This window comes from Azospirillum sp. NS33 (assembly GCF_059703765.1).
The window spans coordinates 25,405-46,844 of record NZ_BAAKJB010000018.1; the positions used below are offsets into that span (position 1 = coordinate 25,405).

A 21,440-nucleotide genomic window follows, 5' to 3' on the forward strand; every position below is an offset into this window, starting at 1 on the left:
AAGGAACGGGGGCCAGTCTAGGGAAGGGCGGCGGACGCGGGACAGTCCTTTAGTGCCCCAGAAGTCGGGGTGGTGCCTGAGGGCGGTGATGACGGCCGTAGCCAGCCAGCCATCATCACCTCGGAGAGTCAGGCGCCGCCCGGCTGAGCCTGGCGAGGGTCGGAGGTGCTGGAGCGGATAATCGACTGCTCGTATTCCTCGACGTCGGACAGGCGATAGACCACCCGGCCGCCCACCTTGAGGAACTTCGGCCCCTCACCGGTCCAACGCCACCGCTCAAGTGTGCGATGGCTGATCCTCCAGCGCACCGCCAGTTCAAGTTGGTTCAAATGAGTTTCCTTCATTTCCGCTTCCTTTCGCTCTGGCCAGTTTGACTGCGACACGACGAAGGCGTGCAGGGAAAATTCTATCAAGGCAATACTGACCGGAGCGCCAAACACCGGGCGAAGTGGCATCTGCTTATGAAGAGCGAAGTACTGCGGAGGCGAAGATCCACCTACGAATACGAAGGCGTGCTGGCGCGATGTGGGGCATACTTCGAGCGAGTTTGTCGAAGTGTCCTCTCCCTCCGCCACACACCGCTGATTGCGAGTACAATAGCCTATCTGCCGCCGATCACCGCACGCCACCAAGTTGGTGTGACGAACGCCCACGCCACAGCCCTGTAAACCTGAAGACTGGAGATGATCGCGTCCGGCCGGAAGCGGACTTCGGTATCTCCGGCAGCGAAAATCCGTTTCGAAGCCCGAATTGTCCACGCTCACAGCGCAAGATCATCTCTTAGCCAAGCCAAGTAGTCATTCAAGGCAACATCATCCCGGACGCGGTGGGGCCATTTTGTCGTGTCAACGTACTACGCTGAAGCCGGATTTCTTCAGTATTTCCAGATGGCGACTGGCTGTTGGCTGCGCGACTGCCAATGCCCCTGCAATCAAGCTCATACACACCCCGAACTCAGCGGGGTCGGCTGACCACTGATGGCTGAAGTGTCTCCCTGGATCAGCCAACAAGCTCAGTGCCTTCAGACGGGTCTCCCTGGCCAACGCCTTGATTTGGATTGATCTATCCATACGCGAATTATATCGTTTCTTAGATAAACAACAATATGAGATTAAGATGCTGGAGCTTCCCAACACGTCGATGATCGAAGGCAATGCCATCAAGTGGGGCAAAGTTGGATCCGGGCCCCCCATCGTCGCCCTGCATGGAACGCCTTTCTCCTCACAGGTTTGGCGCAGGATTGTGCCGCAGCTCACCGACCGGCGAACCGTCTACTATTTCGATCTGGCCGGCTACGGTCAGTCCGAAATGCGCGAGGGACAGGATGTCTCTCTGGGCGTGCAAAACAAGGTTCTGGCGGCCCTGTTCGAGGAGTGGGGCCTAGAGAGAGCGGAGATCGTGGCTCACGACTTCGGCGGCGCCACGGCTCTTCGCGCCTATTATCTCAACGGGCTACGCTATTCGGCGCTGACGATCTTCGATGCGGTCGCCATGCGTCCCTGGGGCTCGCCACTGGTGCAGCACGTGCGGGAGCACGAGGTCGCTTTCGCGCAGATGCCCGCCTACATGCACCAGGCAGTTTTGCGCGCTTACCTCCAGACCGCTGCCTATAACCCCCTCTCGGACGAGGTATTGGATATTTACTGCGCCCCGTGGATCGGCGCGGCTGGGCAGCCTGCATTCTACCGGCAGATCGCTCAGATGGATTTGGCGTTCACCGACGAGGTGGAGGGCCTTTACCAACGCTTGGATTGCCCCGTCTCCGTGCTTTGGGGGCAGCAGGACGAATGGGTTCCATACGAGACAGGTAGAAAGCTGGCGGCGCTTATATCCGACAGTGAGTGTACGCCGATCCCCGGGGCCGGCCATCTCGTCCAGGAGGACAGACCCGAAGCTATCGTCGCCGCGATACTGAGGGGGCCATAGCGCCGCTGTCGGCTTTGTCCGCATCGCAGACCTTCAGGCTCTGAGCGGTGAAGGCCCGCAATCCGCCCATGGCTACTCGCCCTCGCCGTGATTTCGGAGGGCTAGGGCGCCTGCGATGGTGAACGCGACGCCTTTCGCGCCAAGAGGTTGGGAGAGCCGACTCATATCCCGCGGGTCTACGCTCTCGTCGACGGCGGTGCGGCTTCCGGACCGGCCGGAGGCGACGGTCCGCAAGCCGCCACGCCCCCTCCCCCTCCCCCTCACCCCACCTCCAGCACGATCTTGCCCTGGATGCTGCCGCGGGCGGCGCGTTCGTGGGCGCGGGCGGCCTCGGCCAGGGGGAAGACGCTGTCGACGACGACGCGGACGGTGCCGTCGTCCAGCAGGCGGGCGGCCCGGGCCAGCTGGGCGCCGTCGGAGCGGACCTGGGTCGACGACACCGTGACACCGCGCCGCGCCGCCTCCCCGTGCGCCACGAAGCCCAGGGGGAAGACCGGGAACAGGGCACCGCCGCGCTTCAGCGTGGGCAGGAACCGGGCGCTCCGCGGGCCGCCCACCGTGTCCAGGACGAGGTCGGCGTCGCGCACCACCTCCTCCGCCGCGGTGGCCGTGTGGTCGATGAAGCGGTCGACGCCGAAGCCGCGCAGCATCTCCTCATGGCGGCCCGACGCCACGGCGATGACCCGTGCCCCCTTCCACCGGGCGAGTTGGACCGCCAGATGGCCGACCCCGCCGCCCGCACCGTTGACGACCACCGTCCGGCCCTCCAGGGGCACCGGCTGGTGCGGGAACGGCTGGAAGGGGTTGGGCGCGTCGGGACCGCGCTCGATCAGGAACTGCCAGGCGGTGAGCAGCGACATCGGCGCGCCCGCCGCCGCCACATGGCCGATGCCGGCGGGCTTGCGCGCCACCTGTGCCGCGGGGATGGTCACATACTCCGCGTAGGCCCCGCCGCCCTCCATGGCAGTCTCGGGAAAGCGCACCATCGCGTAGACCTCGTCGCCCACGCGGAGATCCGCGACGCCCTCGCCCACCGCCACGACCACGCCCGACACGTCCGATCCCAGCACCCGCGGGAACCCGCCCTGCGGCTGCCATTCGGGGGGCAGCGACCGGTACCCGTCGCGCAGATACCAGTCCGGCGGGTTGAGGCCGACGGCGCGCACGCCGACCAGCACCTCCCCCGCCGCCACACCAGGGCGCGGCACGTCCTCCAGGCGCAGCACCTCCGGCCCGCCGAACGCGTGCAGCCGAACCGCCTTCATCATCGGGGCCATCATGGTTTCCATCGTCCTCTCCATCGCTCGCCGTGATGGTGGGGATGTGGCGGACCGGGCCGTGATTGACAATCCGGTCCCATGTCCGCTTACTCATGCCATGAAGGAACAAATGGCGCTGGACCGGCTGACCGGCCTGATCGCCTTCGCCCGGGTCGGGTCGATGGGCAGCTTCACCGCGGCGGCGCGATCCCTGGCGATCTCCCCGTCGGCGGTCAGCAAGAGCATCCAGCGGCTGGAGCACCGGCTGGGCGTCCCCCTCTTCACCCGCACGACCCGGGCGCTGGCGCTCACGCCGGAGGGGCGCGCGCTGCACGAGCGCGCCCTGCGGCTGCTGCGCGAGGCGGAGGAGATCGAGCAGATCGCGACGATGGCGCGCGGCGAGCCGTCCGGCCCCTTGCGGATCGCCGCGTCGCTGCCGATCGGCATCCACCTGATCGCCCCGCTCCTGCCGGCGTTCCGCCGGCGCCATCCCGGGGTGACGGTGGACCTGCGCCTCAACGACCGCTTCGTCGACATCGTCGACGAGGGCATCGACATCGCCGTGCGCATCGGCGACCTCGCGGACTCCCGGCTGCTGTCGCGCAAGCTGGCCCCGTACCGGCTCGGCTGCTACGCGTCGCCGGCCTATCTGGCGGCGCGGGGCGTCCCGTCGCGCCCGGAGGCGCTGGACAGTCACGAGACGGTGACCCTGCGCTACCAGAGCACCGGGCAGACGCTGCCCTGGCCCTTCCGCGCCGGCGACCGGGAGATCGAGCTGGCGCCGCCCTCCGGCATCGTCGTCGACGCCAGCGACGCGCTGATCGCCACCCTGGTCGCCGGCGGCGGCATCGGCCTCGCCGCGAGCTTCGCCGTGGCCGCCCCCGTGGCGCGTGGCGCCCTCGTCCCGGTGCTGGCGGACCACGCGGTCGAACGGCACACCATCACCGCCGTGTGGCCCGAAAGCCGCCGCGCCAACCCCGCCGTGCGCGCGTTCCTCGACCACCTGCAGGTCGCCGCCGGCCGGCCAAACCCCGCCGTTGCGTGAGCGCCGGCGCCTCCGTCAGAACGACACGCCGGTCAGGCGCAGCGAGACGTCCCACAGACGGGCGGCCATCACCGGGTCCAGGGCCTGCGGCGGCGTCCGCGCCCGGGTCGGGTGGCCCCGCACCTCCCCCATCCGGTCCGGGCCGTAATAGGCGCCGCCGCGGGCGTCCGGGGACGTCGCCGCGAACAGGGTCGGCTGCGCCCCCTGGGACGCCGGCTGGAACAGGAACCAGAGGGCGGATCGCGTCAGGCCGGTGGCGCTCCTGCGGCCCGGCGCGTTGCGCAGAAGATCGGTGCGGGCGATCCCCGGGTGGGCGGCGATGCCGGCAACGCCCCATCCGGCGGCCGCGCTGCGGCGCTCCAGCTCCAACGCGAACATCAGGCAGGCCAGCTTCGACTGGCTGTAGGCCGGCATCGGCCGGTAGCCTGCCTCGGCGTTCAGATCGTCGAAGTCGATGGCGCCGTTGCGGGCCGCGACGCTCGACACGGCGACCACGCGCGCGTCGGTCCCCTTGCGCAGAAGCGGCATCAGCTGCGCGGTCAGCGCGACATGCCCGAGATGGTTGGTGCCGAACTGCAGCTCGAAGCCGTCCGCCGTCTGCCGCCGCGTCGGCGGCATCATCACGCCCGCGTTGTTGATCAGCAGATCGAGTCGCTCCCGCTGGCCGCGCAGGCGCGCCGCGAAGGTCGCGACGGACGCCAGACTGGCAAGATCCAGCCGCTCGAACCCGACGGCCGCGCCCGGAGCGACCCGGCGGATCTCCGCCACGGCCGCCGCCCCCTTGTCCGGTGCGCGGCCCGCGATGATGACGTCGCAGCCGGCCTTCGCCAGGGCCAGGGCGGTCTCAAACCCGAGGCCGCCGGTGCCCGTCACCACGGCCGAGCGGCCGTTCAGGCGCGGAATGTCGGCGTGCGTCCAACGCGTCATGATCGGGACTCCTCAAAATTTCGCATTCGGTGTAAAATAATATTGCACCGAGTGCAAGTTTCAAGAGGTGTGGACATGACCCATGATGGCGATCCGCCCCGCCCCCGCGGGGAGCAGCGGGAGGGTCTGCGCGCGCGCAAGCGCCGGGACACCCTCCAGCGCATCACGGACGCCGGCATCCGCCTGTTCGTTGCCAAGGGGTACGATGCGACGACGCTCGACGACATCGCCGCCGCCGCCGGCATTTCCCGGCGGACGTTCTTCTACTACTTCAAATCGAAGGACGAGATCCTGCTGTCCCTGCAACGCGGTGCGGGCGACATGCTCGTCGACGCGCTGCGCGCCTCCCCGCCCGGCCTGCGGCCGGTGGACGCGATCCGGCACGCCGTCCTGACCGTCTGCACGCTGCTGCCCACCCAGGACATGCTGGTCGTCGACCGCCTGATGCGCGCCAGCGAGGCCGTCCAGGCGCGCAAGCAGGCCCACTACGTCCAGCAGGAGCAGGCCCTGTTCGCCGCGCTGCGCGAGCGATGGCCGGACCCGGCGCGGGAAACCGGCCTCCGGCTCGTCGCCATGCTCGCGGTCGGCGCCATGCGCCTCGCCACCGAGACCTTCGGCCGGGAGAACGGCCGACGCTCCCTTCCGGAGCTGCTGGAGGCCGCGTTCGACGCGCTGGACGCGGAACTCTGATCGGCCGGGCCGCCGGCGCCGGGGCCCGACCGGTCAGGGGTCCCGGCGTGACGTCTCCGCGATCACCCGGCGGACCATCTTGCCGAACGCCCGGTCCTTGCTGCGGCGTTCGGCGAGGCTGGCGGAGTTGAAGGCGTCCTCGGCCTGGAGCTTGCGCCAGCGCGTCAGCCGCGCCGGGTCGAGCCGGCCGTCGCCGATGGCCGATGCCACGGCGCAGCCGGGCTCGCCGTCGTGCCGGCAATCGGCGAAGCGGCACTGGGCGGACAGCGCCTCGATGTCCTCGAACACCTCGGCGATGCCCGAGGCGGCGTCGGTGAGCTGAAGCTCGCGCATCCCCGGCGTGTCGAGCACCAGGCAGCCGCCGGGCACCCGGTGCAGCTCGCGCCGCGTCGTGGTGTGCCGCCCCTTGGCGTCGTCCTCGCGGACGCCCTGGGTGGCGATGGCCTCGGTGCCGGCCAGCGCGTTGACCAGGGTCGACTTCCCCACCCCCGACGAGCCGAGGAAGGCCACCGTCCGCCCCGGCCGGCACCAGTCCGCCAGCTTCGCCGCCGGCTCCGTGCCGCGCGCATCCAGGGCGACCACCGCCACCCGGTCCGACACCGCGGTGGCGGCCGCTACGTAGGCGCCAACGCCGGGGTCGGCGTCCGCGCCGGCGGCGAGGTCGGTCTTGGTGAGCACGATCACCGGCTCGATCGCCGCCTCGAAGGCGAGCGCCACGTAGCGCTCCAGCCGCGCGACGTTGAAGTCCTGGTTGCACGAGGTGACGATGAAGACCGTGTCGATGTTGGCGGCGATCAGCTGCACCTGCCGGTCGGTGCCCGGGGCGCGGCGCTTGATAAGGCTCTTGCGGGCCAGCACCCGGCTCGCCCGGGGCTGGGCGCGGTCGAGCAGCAGCCAGTCGCCCACCGTCGCGTCGGCGCGCGGCGGCACCAGCGTGTCGATGCCGTCGCCGGCGACCTGCAACCCGCCGCGATGCACCGCGACGACGCGCACCGGCGGCGTCGCGGCCAGCGCCTCGACCCCGATCTGCTGCGCGAAGACGGGATGCCATCCGAGCGCGCCCAAGGCCGACGGGGTGCCGCGCGGCAGGCCGGCCGTCGCACCGGGAAGGAATGCGGAGTAGTCACGCGCCATGACGGAACCGCCCAGGCCGCCTTGGAATGCCGGAACGCTACCACACACGGCGGTGGCGTTCCCAGGACGGACCACCCCGACGGACCGTCCTGGCGCCCCGATCGACAAAGGGTCGCAGGCCGGGGGCGGCGTGCATCGGATGGCCGGGCGGGATGGCCGGGCGGGATGGCCGGGCGGGGCCGGGGCCGCCGGCTGCGCCTTGACAGGCCGGGCGGCAGGGTCTTTATGCGAGGGATCGGGCCGCACGCGGGCGATGGCCGCCGCGCGTCGGGACAAGCAAGAATGAGGGAGAGATGAAGTTTTCCTTCGCCAAGCCGGGGCTGCCGAAGTCCGGCGCCGTCGTCGTGACCGTTCTCGCCGGCCGCACCCTGGGGCCTGCGGGCCAGGAGGTGGACCGCGCCACCGGCGGCACGCTCACCCGCGCCATGGCCGCCAGCCGCTTCACCGGCAAGGCGGAGGAGACGCTGGGCGTGCTGGCGCCCACCGGGATCGAGGCGTCCCGGGTGCTGCTGCTCGGGCTGGGAAAGGGGGCCGAGGCCACCGACCTGACCTTCCAGCGGGCCGGCGGCGCCCTGGTCGCCGCCCTTGAGAAGTCGGGCGAGAGCGACGCCGCGGTGCTGGTCGAGGTGCCGGAGGGGTGTGAGCTGCCGGTCGCCCAGATGGCCGCGGAGATGGCCTATGGCGGCCGCCTGCGCGCCTACCGCTTCGACCGCTACCGCACCACCGAGAAGAAGGACGCCAAGCCGTCCCTGAAGAAGGTGGCGTTCCTCACCGAGGGCGCGGACGCCGCCAAGAAGGCGTTCGCCCGGTTGGACGCCGTCGCCGACGCCGTGTGCCACACCCGCGACCTGGTGTCGGAGCCGGCCAACATCCTCCACCCGGAAAGCCTGGCGGAGCGCTGCAAGGACCTGACCGAGCTGGGCGTCCAGGTCGAGGTGATGGACCTGAAGAAGCTGAAGAAGCTGGGCATGGGGGCGCTGATCGGCGTGGCCCAGGGCAGCGCCTTCGAGCCGCGCGTGGTGGTGATGCGCTGGGACGGCGCGCCGGACGGCGAGGACCGTCGGCCCATCGCCTTCGTCGGCAAGGGCGTGACCTTCGACACCGGCGGCATCTCCATCAAGCCGGCCGCCGGCATGGAGGACATGAAGTGGGACATGGGCGGTGCCGCCACGGTGATCGGCACCATGCGGGCGCTGGCCGGCCGCAAGGCGAAGGTCAACGCCGTCGGCGTGGTCGGCCTGGTGGAGAACATGCCGTCCGGCACGGCGCAGCGCCCCGGTGACATCGTCACCTCCCTGTCGGGCCAGACCATCGAGGTCATCAACACCGACGCCGAGGGCCGGCTCGTCCTGGCCGACTGCCTGTGGTACACGCAGGAAACCTTCAAGCCGCGCCTGATGATCGACCTCGCCACCCTGACCGGGGCGGTCATCGTCGCGCTGGGCAACGAGCACGCCGGCCTGTTCGCCACCGACGACGGGCTGGCCGAGGCGCTCACCGCCGCCGGCCGCGCCGTCGGCGAGCCGGTGTGGCGGCTGCCGCTCGGCGACGCCTACGACAAGGAGATCAACTCCGACGCCGCCGACATGAAGAACGTGGGCGCCGGGCGCGGCGCCGGGTCGATCACCGCCGCCCAGTTCCTGAAGCGGTTCGTCAACGACGTGCCGTGGGCCCATCTCGACATCGCCGGCGTCGCCTGGTCGAAGAAGGACGCCGCCACCGTGCCCAAGGGCGGCACCGGGTTCGGCGTGCGCCTGCTCGACCGCTTCGTCGCCGACCGGCACGAGGGCTGAGCGGGGCCGCACGGCTGCCGCGGGGACGGGGAATGACCGAGGTCCGCTTCTACCATCTGCAGCGGCGCACGCTCGACCAGGCGCTGCCGAAGATCCTGGAGAAGGTGATCGAGCGGGGCTGGCGGGCGGTCGTGCTCGCCGGCTCGCCCGAGCGGGCCGACGCCTTGAACCAGCTTCTGTGGGCGTACGACCCGGCCTCGTTCCTCCCCCATGGCGGCCGGCGCGACGGGTTCGCGCCGGACCAGCCGATCTGGCTGACCGCCGAGGACGAGAACCCCAACGGGGCCACGGTGCTGATCCAGGTCGACGGGGTGATGAGCGGGGCGCTGGCGGCCTTCGAGCTGGTCTGCGACCTGTTCGACGGCAACGACGCCGAGGCGGTGGCGGCGGCGCGCGACCGCTGGCGGGCCTGCAAGGACGCCGGCCACGCCCTGACCTACTGGCAGCAGACCGACCGCGGGGGCTGGGAGAAGAAGGCCTGAGCGTCACCACCCGACCGACAAAGCCATTGCATTTGATCCGCCTTTGCGGTGACCCTTGGCCCTGGCCGGGAACACAGCGGGGGGCGCCGCGGGCGGCACCATGACGGGCACCGACATCGACCGCAACCTCACCCAGGACGTCAAGGATGCCGCGATCCTGGTCGTCGACGACAACACCTGCAACGTCGAGCTCCTGCGCGAGATCCTGCAGCACGACGGTTACCGGCGGGTGCGCGGCGAGACCGACCCGCGCGAGGTCCCGGCGCTGTGCGAGGCCGAGCGCTACGACCTGCTGCTGCTCGACATCCGCATGCCGCACATGAGCGGCTTCGAGCTGATGGAGCGCCTCAAGGCGATCCACGCCGGGGACTACGTGCCGGTGCTGGTGCTGACCGCCCAGACCGACCAGGAGACCCGGCGCAAGTCGCTGGAGCTGGGCGCCAACGACTTCCTCACCAAGCCGTTCATCGCCTGGGAACTGCTGCACCGCGTGCGCAACATGCTGGAGATCCGCACCCTCTACCGCCGGGTCGCCCTCCAGAACCGGGAGCTGGAGCACCGCGTGGTCGACCGCACCGCGGCGCTGTCGCAGGCCCTGGAGGCGGCCCGCCAGGCCGACCGCGCCAAGCTCGACTTCCTGTCGGTGATGAGCCACGAGCTGCGCACGCCCCTCAACTCCATCATCGGCTTCGCGGAGGTGATGGCCAGCCAGTCGCTGGGTCCGCTGGGCCACCCCGACTACAAGGACTACGTCGCGCTGATCGAGGAGAGCGGCAAGGTGCTGCTCACCATGGTCAACAACATCCTCGACTACACCCGCGGCGCCACCGGCGGGGTCGAACTGGCGGAATCCGAGGTCAACCTGCCGGTGCTGCTCGCGACCTGCGTGAACCTGATGCAGCCCAAGGCCCAGCCCAAGGCCATCACCGTCTCGGCGCAGGCCTGCCCGGCACTGATGCTGCGCGCCGACCAGCGCCGCCTGCGCGAGATGCTGCTCAGCCTGCTCGACAACGCCATCAAGTTCACCGGCGGCGGCGGGCACGTGGCGGTCGGCGCCGCGGCCGATGCCGGCGGGGTGGCGATCCGGGTCAGCGACAACGGGCCGGGCATCCCGGCCGAGCTGGTCGGGCGCCTGTTCAACCCGTTCACCCAGGGCGAGCGCACGCTGGCCCGCCAGCACGAGGGGATCGGCCTCGGCCTGCCCATCGTGCGCCGGTTCGCCGAGCTGCACGGTGGCAGCGTCGCCCTCGACAGCGCGCCGGGCCGCGGCACCGCGGTGACCATCCACCTGCCCGCCGACCGCGTCATGGCCGGTTCGGCCTGACGCGGGGTCGCCACCGCCTCACGGCCGCTGCGCGCCGTGGATGCAGCCCCCGCGCTCGAGCTGGATCGTCGAATGCGCGACCCCCAGCCGCTCCTTCAGGGCGCGGTCGACGGCGGCCACCGCGGCGTTCTGGTCCACCCCCTCGTCCACCACCACGTGCAGGGTCACCATGCGGCGCTCGCCGGTCAGGGACCAGGCGTGGACGTGGTGGACGTCGACCACCCCGGCCACGGTGCGCACAGCCACCCCCACGCTGTCGGCGTCGATCCCGTCGGGCGAGCCCTCCAGCAGGATGTGGCCGGACGCCTTGGTGACCGCCCACGCGCTGCGCAGCACCAGCAGGGCGACGACCACGGACAGGATCGGGTCGATCGGCGTCCATCCCGTCCACAGCACGATCAGCGCGGCGGCGATCGCCCCGACCGACCCCAGGAGATCGCCCAGCACGTGGATCGCCGCACCGCGCACGTTCAGGTTCCCCTCCCCGCCCCGGCTGAGCACCCAGAACGCAACGACGTTCACGAGAAGCCCGGCGACGGCGACCGCCAGCATCGGACCGCCCAGCACCTCCACCGGCGCGAACAGCCGTTGCGCCGCCTCGACCACGATCCAGGCGGCGATGACGAACAGGGACAGCCCGTTCACGAACGCGGCCAGCACCTCGAAGCGGTGCCAGCCATAGGAGCGCAGCCGGTCGGCCGGCCGCCGGGCGAGCCGGAAGGCCATCCACGCCAGCGCCAGCGAGGCGAAATCCGTCAGCATGTGCCCGGCGTCGGCAAGCAGCGCCAGCGAGCCGGAGATCACCCCGCCGGCCACCTCCGCCAGCATGAAGCCGCCGGTCAGCAGCATCACCCAGAAGACCTTGCGCTCGCTCTCGGCGGTCACCGTCGGCGCGTGGGAATGCGCGCCATGGGCATGACCGCCGTGGGAGTGACCGCCGTGGGAGTGGCCGCCGTGGGAGTGGCCGGCATGGGAATGGCCGTGATGGGTGGGGTGTGGGTCGTTGGTCATGGTGGTCCGCCGCAAGGGGTCTCATGAAGGCCGGGTCCGCCCGGTCAGGATTGCCGCACCGGCGCGCCGGCGCCGTCTAGCAGGCGCCGCACCTTCTCCACGGCGACCGCCGGCGCCTCGTGGATGTCCAGGGTGCTGCGCACGCGCCCGCTCCCGTCCAGCAGCAGCATGCTGGCGGAGTGGTCCATGCTGTAGTCCCCGCCGTCCAGGGGAACCTTGCGGTGGTAGACGCCGAGGTCCTTCGCCGCCTTCGCCAGCTCGGCCGGGCTGCCGGTCAGGCCGACGATTCGGTCGTCGAAGAGGGCGACGTAGTCGGCCATCACGGCCACCGTGTCGCGCTCGGGATCGACGGTCATGAACCGGGGCCGCACCGCGTCCGCCGCCGGCCCGACCGCCTCCAGCACGCCGGCCACGTAGGACAGCGAGGTCGGGCAGATGTCGGGGCAATGGGTGAAGCCGAACACCAGCAGGGTCGGCCCGCCCCCGTCGTTGAGGTCGGCGGCGGTGAACGGCCGGCCGCGGTGGTCGCTGAGCGTCCAGTCCGCGGCGTCGGCCAGGGGCTGGCCGCGGTCCCCCGCCGGCCCCGCATCGCGGGACGGCAGAAGCGAGGGCAGCGCCAGGAGCAGGGCCAGCAGGACGGCCGCGCCGGCCACCGCCCACAGCCACCCCACGGGGCGTCTCGCGCGGGTCATCGGGGGTCTCCTCCGGTGGTTTCGGTCGTTGGTCATGGTGCGCGCGGCTCTCCCTGGGTCACCGGCCATGGCGCAGCAGGCGCATGGCGTTGAGGGTCACGATCACGGTCGCTCCGGTGTCGGCCAGGATGGCCAGCCAGAGGTCCGTCGCCCCGGTCACCGTGGTGACCAGGAACAGCGCCTTGAGGCCGAGCGCGACGGCGACGTTCTGGCGGATGTTGGACATGGTCGCCCGCGACAGCGCGACCAGCGCGGCGACGCCGCCGACCCGGTCGCCCAGCAGGGCGGCGTCCGCCGTCTCCAGCGCCACGCCGGTGCCGCCGCCCATGGCGATGCCGACGTCGGCGGCGGCCAGGGCCGGCCCGTCGTTGATGCCGTCGCCGACCATCGCCACCGGCCCCCCGGCCCGCAGCGCCGCGACCGCCCGCAATTTGTCCCCGGGCAGCAGCCCGGCCTGCACCTCGATGCCAAGCGTCCGGCCGATGGCCGCGCCGGTGCGGCCGTTGTCGCCCGTCAGCATCACCGTGCGCAGACCCAGACGGCGCAGCGCGGCCAGCCCCGCCGCCGCATCCGGTCGGGGCTCGTCGCGCAGACCGATCAGCCCCTGGGGCTGGCCGTCGGCGATCACCACCACCACCGTCTTGCCCGCCGCCTCCAGGGCGGCGACGCGATCGCCCGGCAGGGTGGACGGCCCGCAGCGCTCGGCCGCGTGGCGGGGCGAACCCACCTCGACCAGCCGGCCGGCGACGGCCGCCCGCGCCCCCCGGCCGGGGAGCGCCACGTGGTCGCGCGCCGGGCGGAGCGGCACGGCGTCGGCCGCCGCCCGCTCCAGGATGGCGCGGCCGAGCGGATGGCCGGCGCCGGCTTCGACGGCCGCCGCCAGCCCGAGCAGGGAGCGTTCGGTGCCGGCCAGCGCGACCAGGTCGGTGACCTCCGGCCGCCCCCGGGTGAGGGTGCCGGTCTTGTCGAAGGCGATGGCGCGCACGCGGCCGATCGCCTCCAACGCGGCGCCGCCCTTGATCAGCAGACCGCGCCGCGCCCCGGCGGCGATCCCCGCGGTGATGGCGGCGGGGGTCGACAGGACCAGCGCGCAGGGGCAGCCGATCAGCAGCAGCGCCAGCCCGCGGTAGAGCCACGTGTGCCAGTCGCCGCCGGCGGCCAGGGGGGGCACCAGGGCCGTCAGGACGGCCACGCCGATGACCGCCGGGGTGTAGCGCGCGCTGAAGCGCTCGATGAAGCGGGCGGTCGGCGCCTTGGCGGCCTGCGCCTCCTCGACCAGGTGGATGATGCGGGCGACCGTGGTGTCGGCGGCCGCCCGGGTCACCCGCACCCTGAGCGCCCCCGTCGCGTTGATCCCACCGGCGATCACCGGGCTGCCGGGCGTCTTCGGCACGGGCACGGACTCCCCGGTCACCGGCGACTCGTCGACCTCGGACTCGCCGTCGACGACGGTGCCGTCGGCGGGGACCCGGTCGCCGGGGCGGACCAGCACGACCTGGCCGATCTCCAGCCGGGAGGCGGGGACCTCCCGCGCCGTCGCGCCGTCGACGACCAGCGCGGTGCGCGGCACCAGCCCGGCCAGCGTGGTGATCCCCGACCGGGCGGCGCCCGCCGCCAGACCCTCCAGCCATTCGCCCACCGCGAACAGCAGGATGACGACGGCCGCCTCCGCCGTTTCGCCGATCAGCAGGGCGCCCGCGGTGGCGACCGACATCAGCGTCTCCATGCTGAAGGGGGCGCCGGCCCCGGCGCGCGCCACGGCGCGCCGGCCGAACACCGCCAGCCCCACCGCCGCGGCGGGAACCAGCGCGTGGCCGGCCAGCGCCGGGACCAGCCACGACAGGGCTGCGCCCAGCGCCGTCAGCGCGCCGATCAGCGCCGTGAGCCGGAGCTTGGGCGCCGACCACCAGCGCGACGCCGCCGGGGCGGCGGCCCCGTCCGCGCCGTCGCCCGGACCGGGGCCGACGATCCCGACCCGGTCCATGTCCTCGACGCCGAAGCCGAGGCCCCGGATCGTGCCCTCCAGCACCGCCCGCGGCGTCGCCGCTTCGTCCAGCCGCAGCCGGAGGACCTGGGTGTGGTAGCTGAGGCTGACCGCGTCGGCCCCGGCCAGGCGCCGCACCGCGGTTTCGATCGTCGCCGCACAGGCCGGGCAGTCCATGCCCGCCACCTTGTAGCGCAGGCCGGGCGCCACGGCGGCGGCGGGTGCGGACATCCCCTGCATCGGTCTCTCCGGCGGACACGGCCGGGCGCGCCATCGGGTGCTGCGCTCCGGCCCTTCGCCGCCTAAGGTGGACCTTGGAGCCACTACAGGGTCAAGGGGCGATGTCGAGCAAATCGGGACTGGCCATCGGCGCGCTGGCGGCGGCCACGGGGACGAAGGCCGAGACCATCCGTTTCTACGAGAAGATCGGCATCCTGCCGAAGCCGGCGCGCACCGCCGGGAACTACCGGATCTACGACGCCGGCCACGTGCGGCGGCTGGCCTTCGTGCGCCGCGCCCGCGACCTCGGCTTTCCGCTGGAGACGGTGCGCGCCATGCTCGATCTGGCCGACCAGCCGGACCGCCCCTGCGGCGAGGTGGACGCGCTGGTGCTCGGCCAGCTGCGCGCGGTCGACGACAAGATCGGTGCGCTGCTGCGCCTGCGCGACGCGCTCGACCGGCTCGCCCATCAGTGCCTGCGCGGCGGCCGGATCGCCGATTGCCGGATCATCGAGGCGCTGTCGCCCGGTGACGCGGGCGGGCGAAGCGGCACCTGACGCGGGTCAGTCCGGCCGCTCCGGCCGCCCCGGCCGCGCGGGCGGGCGCAACGTGGAGGCCAGCCCGCCCAGGCTGCGCGCCGCTCCCCCGCGGCCGGACAGGGTGGCGTGGACGGCCGTCCAGAACGCCCTCGACACCGCGGCGTAGGCCGGCCCGGTGACGCGGGACGGGCGCGCCACCGCGGTTTCCAGCGACCGCCGCAGCACCCCCAGGAAGGGGCTGGCGGCGAGCACCTCCGGGTCGCCGTAGAGGTCGGCGATGGTCGGGCTGTAGGACCATAGGATGGCGCGGCGCTTCTGCTCCTCCCGGCCGGTCATGAAGCGGACGAGGTCGACGGCCGCCGCCACCTGGGCGGAGTGGCGCGACACCGCGAGTTGCCAGCCCCCCAGCGTGCCGGTCGGCTTGCCCTCCGGACCGCCGCGCGGCAGCGCCGCCACGCCGACCCGGCCGGCCACCGGGCTGCCGGCGGCGTTGAGCTGGGACCACGCGAAGGGCCAGTTCCGCAGGAACACCGCCCCGCTGTCGCGGAAGGCGTCGCGGGATTCCGTCTCGCCGTAGAACAGCACCGCCCACGGGGTGATCGTGCCCATCCAGGCGGCCGCGCGGTCCACCGCCGCGACCGCACCGGCGCTGTCCACCGACACCCGCCCGTCGGCTTCGACGATGGTGCCGCCGCCATGGCTGTCGATCCATTCCAGGGCGTTGCAGGTCAGCCCCTCGTAGGCACGCCCCTGCCACAGGAAGCCGACGAGATCGCCGTCGCCACGGCTGCGCTCCCCCGCGACGACGGCGCGCGCCGTCGCCTCCAGCTCGTCCCAGCTCGCCGGCGGCGGGCGGCCATACCGCTCCAGCAGGTCCTTGCGGTAGTAGAGCACACCGACGTCGGTGTACCAGGGCATGGCGACCAGGCGCCCGTCGACGGTGTTGTTGGCGACGATCTGCGGGAAATGGGCGGCCAGATCCTCCGCCGGAACGTACGGCGCGAGGTCGACGAAGTGCCGGCCCAGCACCCCCGGCCAGATCACGTCCACCTGGAACACGTCGACCTCCGCCGAGCCGGACTCCAGCAGCGCCAGGTCCTCGGCGAGGACGTCGGTGGTGTCCTCGGGCTGGTAGTGGAGCCGCACCGTGTTGCCGGTGCGCCGTTCCCACGCCACCGCCGCGGTCCGGCAGGCCTCGGCAAAGCCGGGGCTCGAGAAGCAGGCGAGGGTCACCGTGACACCGGCCGCCGCCGCGCCGGGGGCCGCCGCCACGGCAAGGGCCAGCGTCAGCGCCGGTGCCCGTGCCCGTGCCCGCGCCCGCGGCAGGGTCGAGGCCGCGACCGCCGGAACCGTCCAGACCGCCATCGCACGCCACTCCCTTCGTGGTATTCCAGCCGGTTCGGCGTTCCCCGGACAGTCTAGCCCACCCTCGCCTTTCCGTCATGGCGGTTGCATCGGGCACACTGGGTTCGAAGCCGCCCACAGGGGGCCGACCGCCCCCCTCCGCGCCGGTCGAGCAGCCCGCCGGACCCCACGTCGGACGACATACGGGCCCGTGCGGAGGCATCGAAAGACATGGGGAACCGGAGCCGTGGCCGCGGCGTTCACGGCTTCAGAGTGCCTGCACCCCCGCCTGCGGCCCGGCCGCCCGTCCCCTTCCGACGCCCTGGAGGATCCCCCCCATGATGCCCCGCGTTCTGATCACCGGCGGCGCCGGCTTCATCGGCTCGCATCTGGCCGATGGCCTGCTGGCCGCCGGCTACCGCGTGCGTGCGCTGGACTCGCTGGAGCCGCAGGTCCATGGCGACGCCGGCCGGCGGCCCGACTACCTGGCGCCCGACGTCGACCTGCAGCTGGGCGACGTGCGCGACCCCGACGCGGTGGCCACGGCGCTGGACGGTGCCGACATGGTGGTGCACCTCGCGGCGAAGGTCGGGGTCGGCCAGAGCATGTTCCAGGTCGGTGAGTACGTCGGCACCAACGACCACGGCACGGCGGTCCTGATGCAGGCGCTGGCGGACCGCCCGGTGCAACGCCTGGTCGTGGCCTCCAGCATGAGCGTCTACGGCGAAGGGCTCTACGTCGACGACGCCGGCCGGCCGGTCGAGGTCGGGCCGCGCCGCGTCGAACAGATGCGCGCCGGGCGCTGGGAGCCCGAGGTCGCCGGGCGCCACGGGGTGCGCCCGGCCGCAACCCACGAGGACATGCGTCCGACCCTGGCGTCGGTGTACGCCCTGTCGAAGTTCGTGCAGGAGCGGCTGTGCCTGATGATCGGCGAGACCTACGGCTTCCCCGCCGTGGCCCTGCGGTTCTGGAACTGCTACGGCACCCGCCAGGCCCTGGCCAACCCCTACACGGGCGTGCTGGCGAACTTCGCGACCCGCCTCCTCAACGGCAAGCCGCCGCTGATCTTCGAGGACGGCCTGCAGCGCCGCGACTTCGTCCACGTCGACGACGCGGTGCAGGCGATCCGCCACGCCCTCACCGTCGACGGCGCCGGTGGCGGCGTCTTCAACATCGGCAGCGGCGTCTGCCGCACGGTGCGCGAGGCCGCGTCCGCCCTCGCGACGGCGGTGGGCCGCGAGGACATCCAGCCGGAGATCACCGGACGCTGCCGGGTCGGCGACATCCGCCACTGCTACCCCGACATCACCCGCGCCCGCACCGTGCTCGGCTACGAACCGCGGGTGCCGCTGGACGCCGGCCTGACCGAGCTTGCCGAATGGCTGAGCCGGCAGATCGCGGTGGACCGCATCGACGAGATGCACAGCGAACTCGCCAGCCGGGGCCTGTCGGCATGAAGGACGGCGGTGCGTTTCCCGACAGCGTCCTGGTGACCGGCGGGGCCGGCTTCATCGGCTCCAACCTGGCCCACCGGCTGGCCTCCCAGGGGCGCCACGTGGTGATCCTCGACAGCCTGGCGCGCCCGGGCGTGGAGCGCAACCTGGCGTGGCTGCAGGCGACCCACGGCGACCGCGTCGAGGCGGTGATCGCCGACCTGCGCGACCGCCCGGCGGTGGCGGCGTGCGTGGCCCGCGCCGGCGCGGTGTTCCATCTGGCGGCCCAGGTGGCGGTGACCACCAGCCTGGACGACCCGGTGGCGGACTTCACCGTCAACGCCGCGGGCACCCTGACCCTGCTGGAGGCGATCCGGGCCCGCAGCGTGCGGCCGCCGCTGGTCTTCACCTCGACCAACAAGGTGTACGGCAAGCTGGCCGACGTCGCCTTCGTCACCGAGGGCGAGCGCCACGCCCCGCGCGACGCCCTGCTGGCCGCGCGGGGCGTCGACGAGCGCCAGCCGCTCGACTTCATCAGCCCCTATGGCTGCTCGAAGGGGGCGGCGGACCAGTACGTGCTGGACTACGCCCGCACCTTCGGCCTGCCGGCCACCGTCTTCCGCATGAGCTGCATCTTCGGGCCGCACCAGTTCGGCACGGAGGACCAGGGCTGGGTCGCCCATTTCCTCAAGCGCGTGCTGGCCGGCGAGCCGATCACCCTCTACGGCGACGGCCGCCAGGTGCGCGACGTGCTGTTCGTCGACGACCTGGTCGATGCCGTCCTGCTGGCCGAGGAGCGGATCGCCGCCCTGCAGGGCGAGGCCTTCAACATCGGTGGCGGCCCGGCCAACGCCATCAGCCTGCACGAGCTGCTGGAGCGGATGCCGCGGCTGATCGGCCGCAAGCCGGTGCTGCGCTACGACGCCTGGCGGCCCGGCGACCAGCCCTGGTACGTCTCCGACACCCAGCGCTTCGCGGCCCGCACCGGCTGGCGGCCCCGCGTCGCCGTCGACGAGGGGCTGACCCGGCTGGCCCGCTGGCTGGTGGCCGGCGCGGCCGCGCCGGCCCACCGCATCGCCTCCTGAGGAAGGAAGGGACCCCTTGCGTTTCGCGCTCGTCAACCCGCCCTGGAGCTTCGACGGCAGCATCTATTTCGGCTGCCGCGAGCCCCATCTGCCGCTGGAGTACGGCTACGCCAAGGCGCTGCTGGAACGCGCCGGCCACAGCGCCGAGATCGTCGACGCCCAGCTCCTCGACCTCGACCTGGAGGGGGTGGCCGCACGCGTCGCGGCGCTCCGTCCCGACGTCACCGTGGTCACGACGGCGCCGAGCTACCTGTTCTGGCGCTGCGCCCCGCCCGAGCTGCGCGTTCCCCTGCGCACGGTGGAGGCGCTGCGCGGCGTCGGCGGCCGCCTGGTCGCCGTCGGCCCGCACGGCTCGACCACGCCGCGCGCCGCACTGGCCAAGCTGGGCGCCGACGCCGTGGTGATGGGGGAGTGCGAGGAGGTGCTGGTCGGTCTCGCCGAGGCGTCGGACTGGCGCATGGTGCCGCATGTCTGCGTGCCCGACGGCGCCGGCGTCCGGGTCAACGGCGGGCCCGCCGCGGCCAGCTTCACCGACCTGCCGGCGCTGCGCTGGCCGGACGCCTGGGTGACCCGGCACCACCACCACCACCACCGCTTCGACGCGCCGCCGCGCGGCCCCGGCGCCGAGATGGAGACCTCGCGCGGCTGCCCGTACGCGTGCACCTTCTGCGCCAAGGAGAATTTCCGCGACGGCTACCGCAAACGGCCGCTGGAGACCGTCCTGGCCGAGCTGGACGGGCTGATCGCCCAGGGCGTGACATACGTCTACTTCATCGACGAGATCTTCCTGCCCAACCAACCCCTGCTGGAGGCCCTGGCCGCGCGGCCGGTGTCGTTCGGCATCCAGACCCGGCTGGACCTGTGGCAGCCGCCGATGATCGCGCTGTTGGGGCACGCCGGGTGCGTGTCCATCGAGGCCGGGGTCGAGAGTCTGACGGTGGAGGGCCGCGCCGCCCTGGCCAAGAAATGCCGCATGGACACCGACGCGCTGAGCGAACGCCTGATCCTCGCCAAGGCGGTGGTGCCCTTCGTGCAGGCCAATCTGATCCGCTCGACCAGCGACGACCCGGCGGAGATCACCGCGTGGCGGGCGCGCATGCGGGACCACGGGGTGTGGTCGAACGACCCGGTGCCGCTGTTCCCCTACCCCGGGTCCCCGGAATACCGGCAGCGCTGGGGACTGCCCGACGACACGGCGTGGGAACGCGCGGTGGACCACTACCTGACCAACCACGCCGCCTTCTGCGACCTGCAGGAGGAGCGGCCGCTGCCCATCCCGGAGCTTGAGGGCGCGCTCGGCGGTGGCGCCAGCGGCGGCGGCGCGCGCTAGGGTGGGCGCGCCGGCCCGCCCGCCCGCCCGGGTGCTGATGACCGCCGACGCCGTGGGCGGGGTCTGGGACTACGCGCTGCAACTGGCCCACGGCATGGCACGGCACGGCGTGGCGACCACCCTGGCGGTGATGGGTCCGGCGCCGGACCGGGAGCGCCGGGCGGCGGCCCGCCAGGTGCCGGGCCTCGCCATCGAGCACGCGCCGTTCCGCCTGGAATGGATGGCCGACCCGGAGGAGGATCTCGGCCGGGCCGGCGACTGGCTGCTCGCCCTGGAGCGCCGGCTGCGCCCCGACCTCGTCCACGTCAACGGCTACGCACAGGCGGCGCTGCCCTTCCGGGCCCCGGTGCTGTGCGCCGGCCACTCCTGCGTCCTGTCGTGGTGGCGGGCGGTGCACCGGGCCGACGCGCCGGCCGGCGGCTGGGCGGCCTACGCCGCCCGTGTCGCCGAGGGCCTGGGCGCCGCCGGCCTGGTGGTCGCCCCGACCACGGCGATGCTCGACGCCCTGCGCCAGCACTACGGGCCGCTGGCGCGGGCGCGCGCCGTCCACAACGGCCGCGACCCCACGCGCTTCCGGCCGCGCCGCAAGCGGCCGTGGGTGATCAGCGCCGGCCGGGTGTGGGACGACGCCAAGAACATCGCCGCGCTCGACGCCGTGGCGCCGCGCCTGCCCTGGCCGGTCCTGGTGGCGGGCGACCTGCGCGGGCCGGACGGGGCGCCGCGCCGTCCCCGCCACGTCCGCCCACTCGGCCGGCTGGCGCCGGACGCCCTGGCGGCGCGCTACGGCGAGGCCGCCGTGTTCGCCCTTCCGGCACGCTACGAGCCGTTCGGGCTGGCGGCGCTGGAAGCGGCGCTGTCGGGCTGCGCGCTGGTGCTGGGCGACATCCCGAGCCTGCGCGAGCTGTGGGACGGGGCGGCGCTGTTCGTCGAGCCGGACGACCACCGCGCCCTCGCCCGGGCGCTGGAGACGCTGGCCGGTGATCCCGGCCGGCGGCGGGCGCAGGGCGCCCTCGCCCGGCGCCGCGCCCTTGGCTACACCGCAGCCCGGATGACCCGGGGCTATCTCGATGCATACGGCGCGCTGCTGGGCGGCGTGCCGCCGGTCCTTGCGATCGCCGGGCGGAGCGCCGTCACGGCGACCGTCTAGGCCCCCCGGCCGGGGTCCTAGGTCGACGAGCCGCGTGCCATCGGACGCGCGGCGTACCGCTCTTTCCAGTCTTCGC

At 72.8% G+C, this 21,440-nt stretch carries 19 protein-coding genes; 11 read left to right on the plus strand and 8 right to left on the minus strand.

Features of this window, described 5'->3' with window-relative positions:
* Window positions 1-128: 128 nt before the first annotated feature.
* Window positions 129-344 carry a helix-turn-helix transcriptional regulator gene (locus AC6H2I_RS16685; RefSeq protein WP_497501801.1) on the minus strand — a complete coding sequence of 72 codons (216 nt, stop codon included), beginning with the start codon at window positions 342-344 and terminating at the stop codon, window positions 129-131.
* Between the two features lie 772 nt (window positions 345-1,116).
* On the opposite strand from AC6H2I_RS16685, the gene AC6H2I_RS16690 reads away from it, so the two are divergent.
* Complete coding sequence (locus AC6H2I_RS16690) at window positions 1,117-1,926, plus strand: alpha/beta fold hydrolase (protein WP_497501802.1); 810 nt, start codon at window positions 1,117-1,119, stop codon at window positions 1,924-1,926.
* Between the two features lie 260 nt (window positions 1,927-2,186).
* On the opposite strand, the gene AC6H2I_RS16695 is transcribed toward AC6H2I_RS16690, so the two are convergent.
* Window positions 2,187-3,215: an NADP-dependent oxidoreductase gene (locus AC6H2I_RS16695; RefSeq protein WP_497501803.1), complete on the minus strand. Its 1,029-nt coding sequence runs from the start codon at window positions 3,213-3,215 to the stop codon at window positions 2,187-2,189.
* A 100-nt stretch (window positions 3,216-3,315) separates the two neighbouring features.
* Here AC6H2I_RS16695 and AC6H2I_RS16700 point away from each other — a divergent pair, with 100 nt between their 5' ends.
* Complete coding sequence (locus AC6H2I_RS16700; RefSeq protein WP_497501804.1) at window positions 3,316-4,230, plus strand: LysR family transcriptional regulator; 915 nt, start codon at window positions 3,316-3,318, stop codon at window positions 4,228-4,230.
* Between the two features lie 15 nt (window positions 4,231-4,245).
* On the opposite strand, the gene AC6H2I_RS16705 is transcribed toward AC6H2I_RS16700, so the two are convergent.
* Window positions 4,246-5,157, minus strand: coding sequence for an SDR family oxidoreductase (locus AC6H2I_RS16705; RefSeq protein WP_497501805.1), 912 nt, complete (start codon window positions 5,155-5,157; stop codon window positions 4,246-4,248).
* Between the two features lie 75 nt (window positions 5,158-5,232).
* On the opposite strand from AC6H2I_RS16705, the gene AC6H2I_RS16710 reads away from it, so the two are divergent.
* Window positions 5,233-5,847, plus strand: coding sequence for a TetR/AcrR family transcriptional regulator (locus tag AC6H2I_RS16710; protein WP_497501806.1), 615 nt, complete (start codon window positions 5,233-5,235; stop codon window positions 5,845-5,847).
* A gap of 33 nt (window positions 5,848-5,880) precedes the next feature.
* On the opposite strand, the gene rsgA is transcribed toward AC6H2I_RS16710, so the two are convergent.
* Window positions 5,881-6,981 carry a ribosome small subunit-dependent GTPase A gene (rsgA, locus tag AC6H2I_RS16715; protein ID WP_497501807.1) on the minus strand — a complete coding sequence of 367 codons (1,101 nt, stop codon included), beginning with the start codon at window positions 6,979-6,981 and terminating at the stop codon, window positions 5,881-5,883.
* A 293-nt stretch (window positions 6,982-7,274) separates the two neighbouring features.
* Between rsgA and AC6H2I_RS16720 the strand changes: the two genes are divergently transcribed.
* The 3 genes from AC6H2I_RS16720 to AC6H2I_RS16730 all read left to right on the plus strand — a co-directional run bounded on the left by AC6H2I_RS16720 (window position 7,275) and on the right by AC6H2I_RS16730 (window position 10,580).
* Window positions 7,275-8,774 carry a leucyl aminopeptidase gene (locus tag AC6H2I_RS16720; protein ID WP_497501808.1) on the plus strand — a complete coding sequence of 500 codons (1,500 nt, stop codon included), beginning with the start codon at window positions 7,275-7,277 and terminating at the stop codon, window positions 8,772-8,774.
* Between the two features lie 32 nt (window positions 8,775-8,806).
* Entirely contained in the window at window positions 8,807-9,256 is a 450-nt protein-coding gene (locus AC6H2I_RS16725; RefSeq protein WP_497501809.1) for a DNA polymerase III subunit chi, read from the plus strand.
* A 100-nt stretch (window positions 9,257-9,356) separates the two neighbouring features.
* A complete protein-coding gene (locus tag AC6H2I_RS16730; protein WP_497501811.1) occupies window positions 9,357-10,580 on the plus strand; it encodes an ATP-binding response regulator in 1,224 nt (407 codons plus the stop codon).
* A gap of 18 nt (window positions 10,581-10,598) precedes the next feature.
* Here the strand turns inward: AC6H2I_RS16730 and AC6H2I_RS16735 are convergent, their stop codons facing one another.
* From AC6H2I_RS16735 to AC6H2I_RS16745, 3 genes are read right to left on the minus strand one after another with little or no spacing between them, the layout of a single operon-like run.
* The gene (locus tag AC6H2I_RS16735; protein WP_497501812.1) at window positions 10,599-11,591 is read right to left on the minus strand and encodes a cation diffusion facilitator family transporter; all 993 of its coding nucleotides are present in this window, start codon (window positions 11,589-11,591) and stop codon (window positions 10,599-10,601) included.
* 44 nt (window positions 11,592-11,635) lie between these two features.
* The gene (locus tag AC6H2I_RS16740) at window positions 11,636-12,283 is read right to left on the minus strand and encodes an SCO family protein (RefSeq protein ID WP_497501813.1); all 648 of its coding nucleotides are present in this window, start codon (window positions 12,281-12,283) and stop codon (window positions 11,636-11,638) included.
* A 58-nt stretch (window positions 12,284-12,341) separates the two neighbouring features.
* The gene (locus AC6H2I_RS16745) at window positions 12,342-14,507 is read right to left on the minus strand and encodes a heavy metal translocating P-type ATPase (RefSeq protein WP_497501814.1); all 2,166 of its coding nucleotides are present in this window, start codon (window positions 14,505-14,507) and stop codon (window positions 12,342-12,344) included.
* Window positions 14,508-14,608: 101 nt separating this feature from the next.
* Here AC6H2I_RS16745 and AC6H2I_RS16750 point away from each other — a divergent pair, with 101 nt between their 5' ends.
* The gene (locus AC6H2I_RS16750; RefSeq protein WP_497501815.1) at window positions 14,609-15,043 is read left to right on the plus strand and encodes a MerR family transcriptional regulator; all 435 of its coding nucleotides are present in this window, start codon (window positions 14,609-14,611) and stop codon (window positions 15,041-15,043) included.
* A 6-nt stretch (window positions 15,044-15,049) separates the two neighbouring features.
* Here the strand turns inward: AC6H2I_RS16750 and AC6H2I_RS16755 are convergent, their stop codons facing one another.
* The gene (locus AC6H2I_RS16755; RefSeq protein WP_497501816.1) at window positions 15,050-16,390 is read right to left on the minus strand and encodes an ABC transporter substrate-binding protein; all 1,341 of its coding nucleotides are present in this window, start codon (window positions 16,388-16,390) and stop codon (window positions 15,050-15,052) included.
* 317 nt (window positions 16,391-16,707) lie between these two features.
* Between AC6H2I_RS16755 and AC6H2I_RS16760 the strand changes: the two genes are divergently transcribed.
* The 4 genes from AC6H2I_RS16760 to AC6H2I_RS16775 are packed head-to-tail and all read left to right on the plus strand — an operon-like array spanning window position 16,708 to window position 21,364.
* Window positions 16,708-17,826, plus strand: coding sequence for an NAD-dependent epimerase/dehydratase family protein (locus tag AC6H2I_RS16760; RefSeq protein ID WP_497501817.1), 1,119 nt, complete (start codon window positions 16,708-16,710; stop codon window positions 17,824-17,826).
* The gene (locus tag AC6H2I_RS16765; protein WP_497501818.1) at window positions 17,823-18,887 is read left to right on the plus strand and encodes an SDR family NAD(P)-dependent oxidoreductase; all 1,065 of its coding nucleotides are present in this window, start codon (window positions 17,823-17,825) and stop codon (window positions 18,885-18,887) included. Before AC6H2I_RS16760 ends, AC6H2I_RS16765 begins: the two co-directional genes overlap by 4 nt.
* A gap of 16 nt (window positions 18,888-18,903) precedes the next feature.
* Complete coding sequence (locus tag AC6H2I_RS16770) at window positions 18,904-20,217, plus strand: TIGR04295 family B12-binding domain-containing radical SAM protein (RefSeq protein WP_497501819.1); 1,314 nt, start codon at window positions 18,904-18,906, stop codon at window positions 20,215-20,217.
* A gap of 37 nt (window positions 20,218-20,254) precedes the next feature.
* Window positions 20,255-21,364: a glycosyltransferase family 4 protein gene (locus tag AC6H2I_RS16775; RefSeq protein WP_497501820.1), complete on the plus strand. Its 1,110-nt coding sequence runs from the start codon at window positions 20,255-20,257 to the stop codon at window positions 21,362-21,364.
* Window positions 21,365-21,440: the final 76 nt, after the last annotated feature.

Coding starts and splice junctions, on each gene's coding strand:
- AC6H2I_RS16700 (WP_497501804.1), top strand. CDS start 3,316: ATGGCGCTGGACCGGCTGACCGGCCTGATCGCCTTCGCCCGGGTCGGG.
- AC6H2I_RS16765 (WP_497501818.1), top strand. CDS start 17,823: ATGAAGGACGGCGGTGCGTTTCCCGACAGCGTCCTGGTGACCGGCGGG.
- AC6H2I_RS16685 (WP_497501801.1), bottom strand. CDS start 344: ATGAAGGAAACTCATTTGAACCAACTTGAACTGGCGGTGCGCTGGAGG.
- AC6H2I_RS16695 (WP_497501803.1), bottom strand. CDS start 3,215: ATGGAAACCATGATGGCCCCGATGATGAAGGCGGTTCGGCTGCACGCG.
- AC6H2I_RS16755 (WP_497501816.1), bottom strand. CDS start 16,390: ATGGCGGTCTGGACGGTTCCGGCGGTCGCGGCCTCGACCCTGCCGCGG.
- AC6H2I_RS16775 (WP_497501820.1), top strand. CDS start 20,255: ATGACCGCCGACGCCGTGGGCGGGGTCTGGGACTACGCGCTGCAACTG.
- AC6H2I_RS16735 (WP_497501812.1), bottom strand. CDS start 11,591: ATGACCAACGACCCACACCCCACCCATCACGGCCATTCCCATGCCGGC.
- AC6H2I_RS16725 (WP_497501809.1), top strand. CDS start 8,807: ATGACCGAGGTCCGCTTCTACCATCTGCAGCGGCGCACGCTCGACCAG.
- AC6H2I_RS16750 (WP_497501815.1), top strand. CDS start 14,609: ATGTCGAGCAAATCGGGACTGGCCATCGGCGCGCTGGCGGCGGCCACG.
- AC6H2I_RS16720 (WP_497501808.1), top strand. CDS start 7,275: ATGAAGTTTTCCTTCGCCAAGCCGGGGCTGCCGAAGTCCGGCGCCGTC.
- rsgA (WP_497501807.1), bottom strand. CDS start 6,981: ATGGCGCGTGACTACTCCGCATTCCTTCCCGGTGCGACGGCCGGCCTG.
- AC6H2I_RS16730 (WP_497501811.1), top strand. CDS start 9,357: ATGACGGGCACCGACATCGACCGCAACCTCACCCAGGACGTCAAGGAT.
- AC6H2I_RS16745 (WP_497501814.1), bottom strand. CDS start 14,507: ATGCAGGGGATGTCCGCACCCGCCGCCGCCGTGGCGCCCGGCCTGCGC.
- AC6H2I_RS16740 (WP_497501813.1), bottom strand. CDS start 12,283: ATGACCCGCGCGAGACGCCCCGTGGGGTGGCTGTGGGCGGTGGCCGGC.
- AC6H2I_RS16710 (WP_497501806.1), top strand. CDS start 5,233: ATGACCCATGATGGCGATCCGCCCCGCCCCCGCGGGGAGCAGCGGGAG.
- AC6H2I_RS16705 (WP_497501805.1), bottom strand. CDS start 5,157: ATGACGCGTTGGACGCACGCCGACATTCCGCGCCTGAACGGCCGCTCG.
- AC6H2I_RS16690 (WP_497501802.1), top strand. CDS start 1,117: ATGCTGGAGCTTCCCAACACGTCGATGATCGAAGGCAATGCCATCAAG.
- AC6H2I_RS16760 (WP_497501817.1), top strand. CDS start 16,708: ATGATGCCCCGCGTTCTGATCACCGGCGGCGCCGGCTTCATCGGCTCG.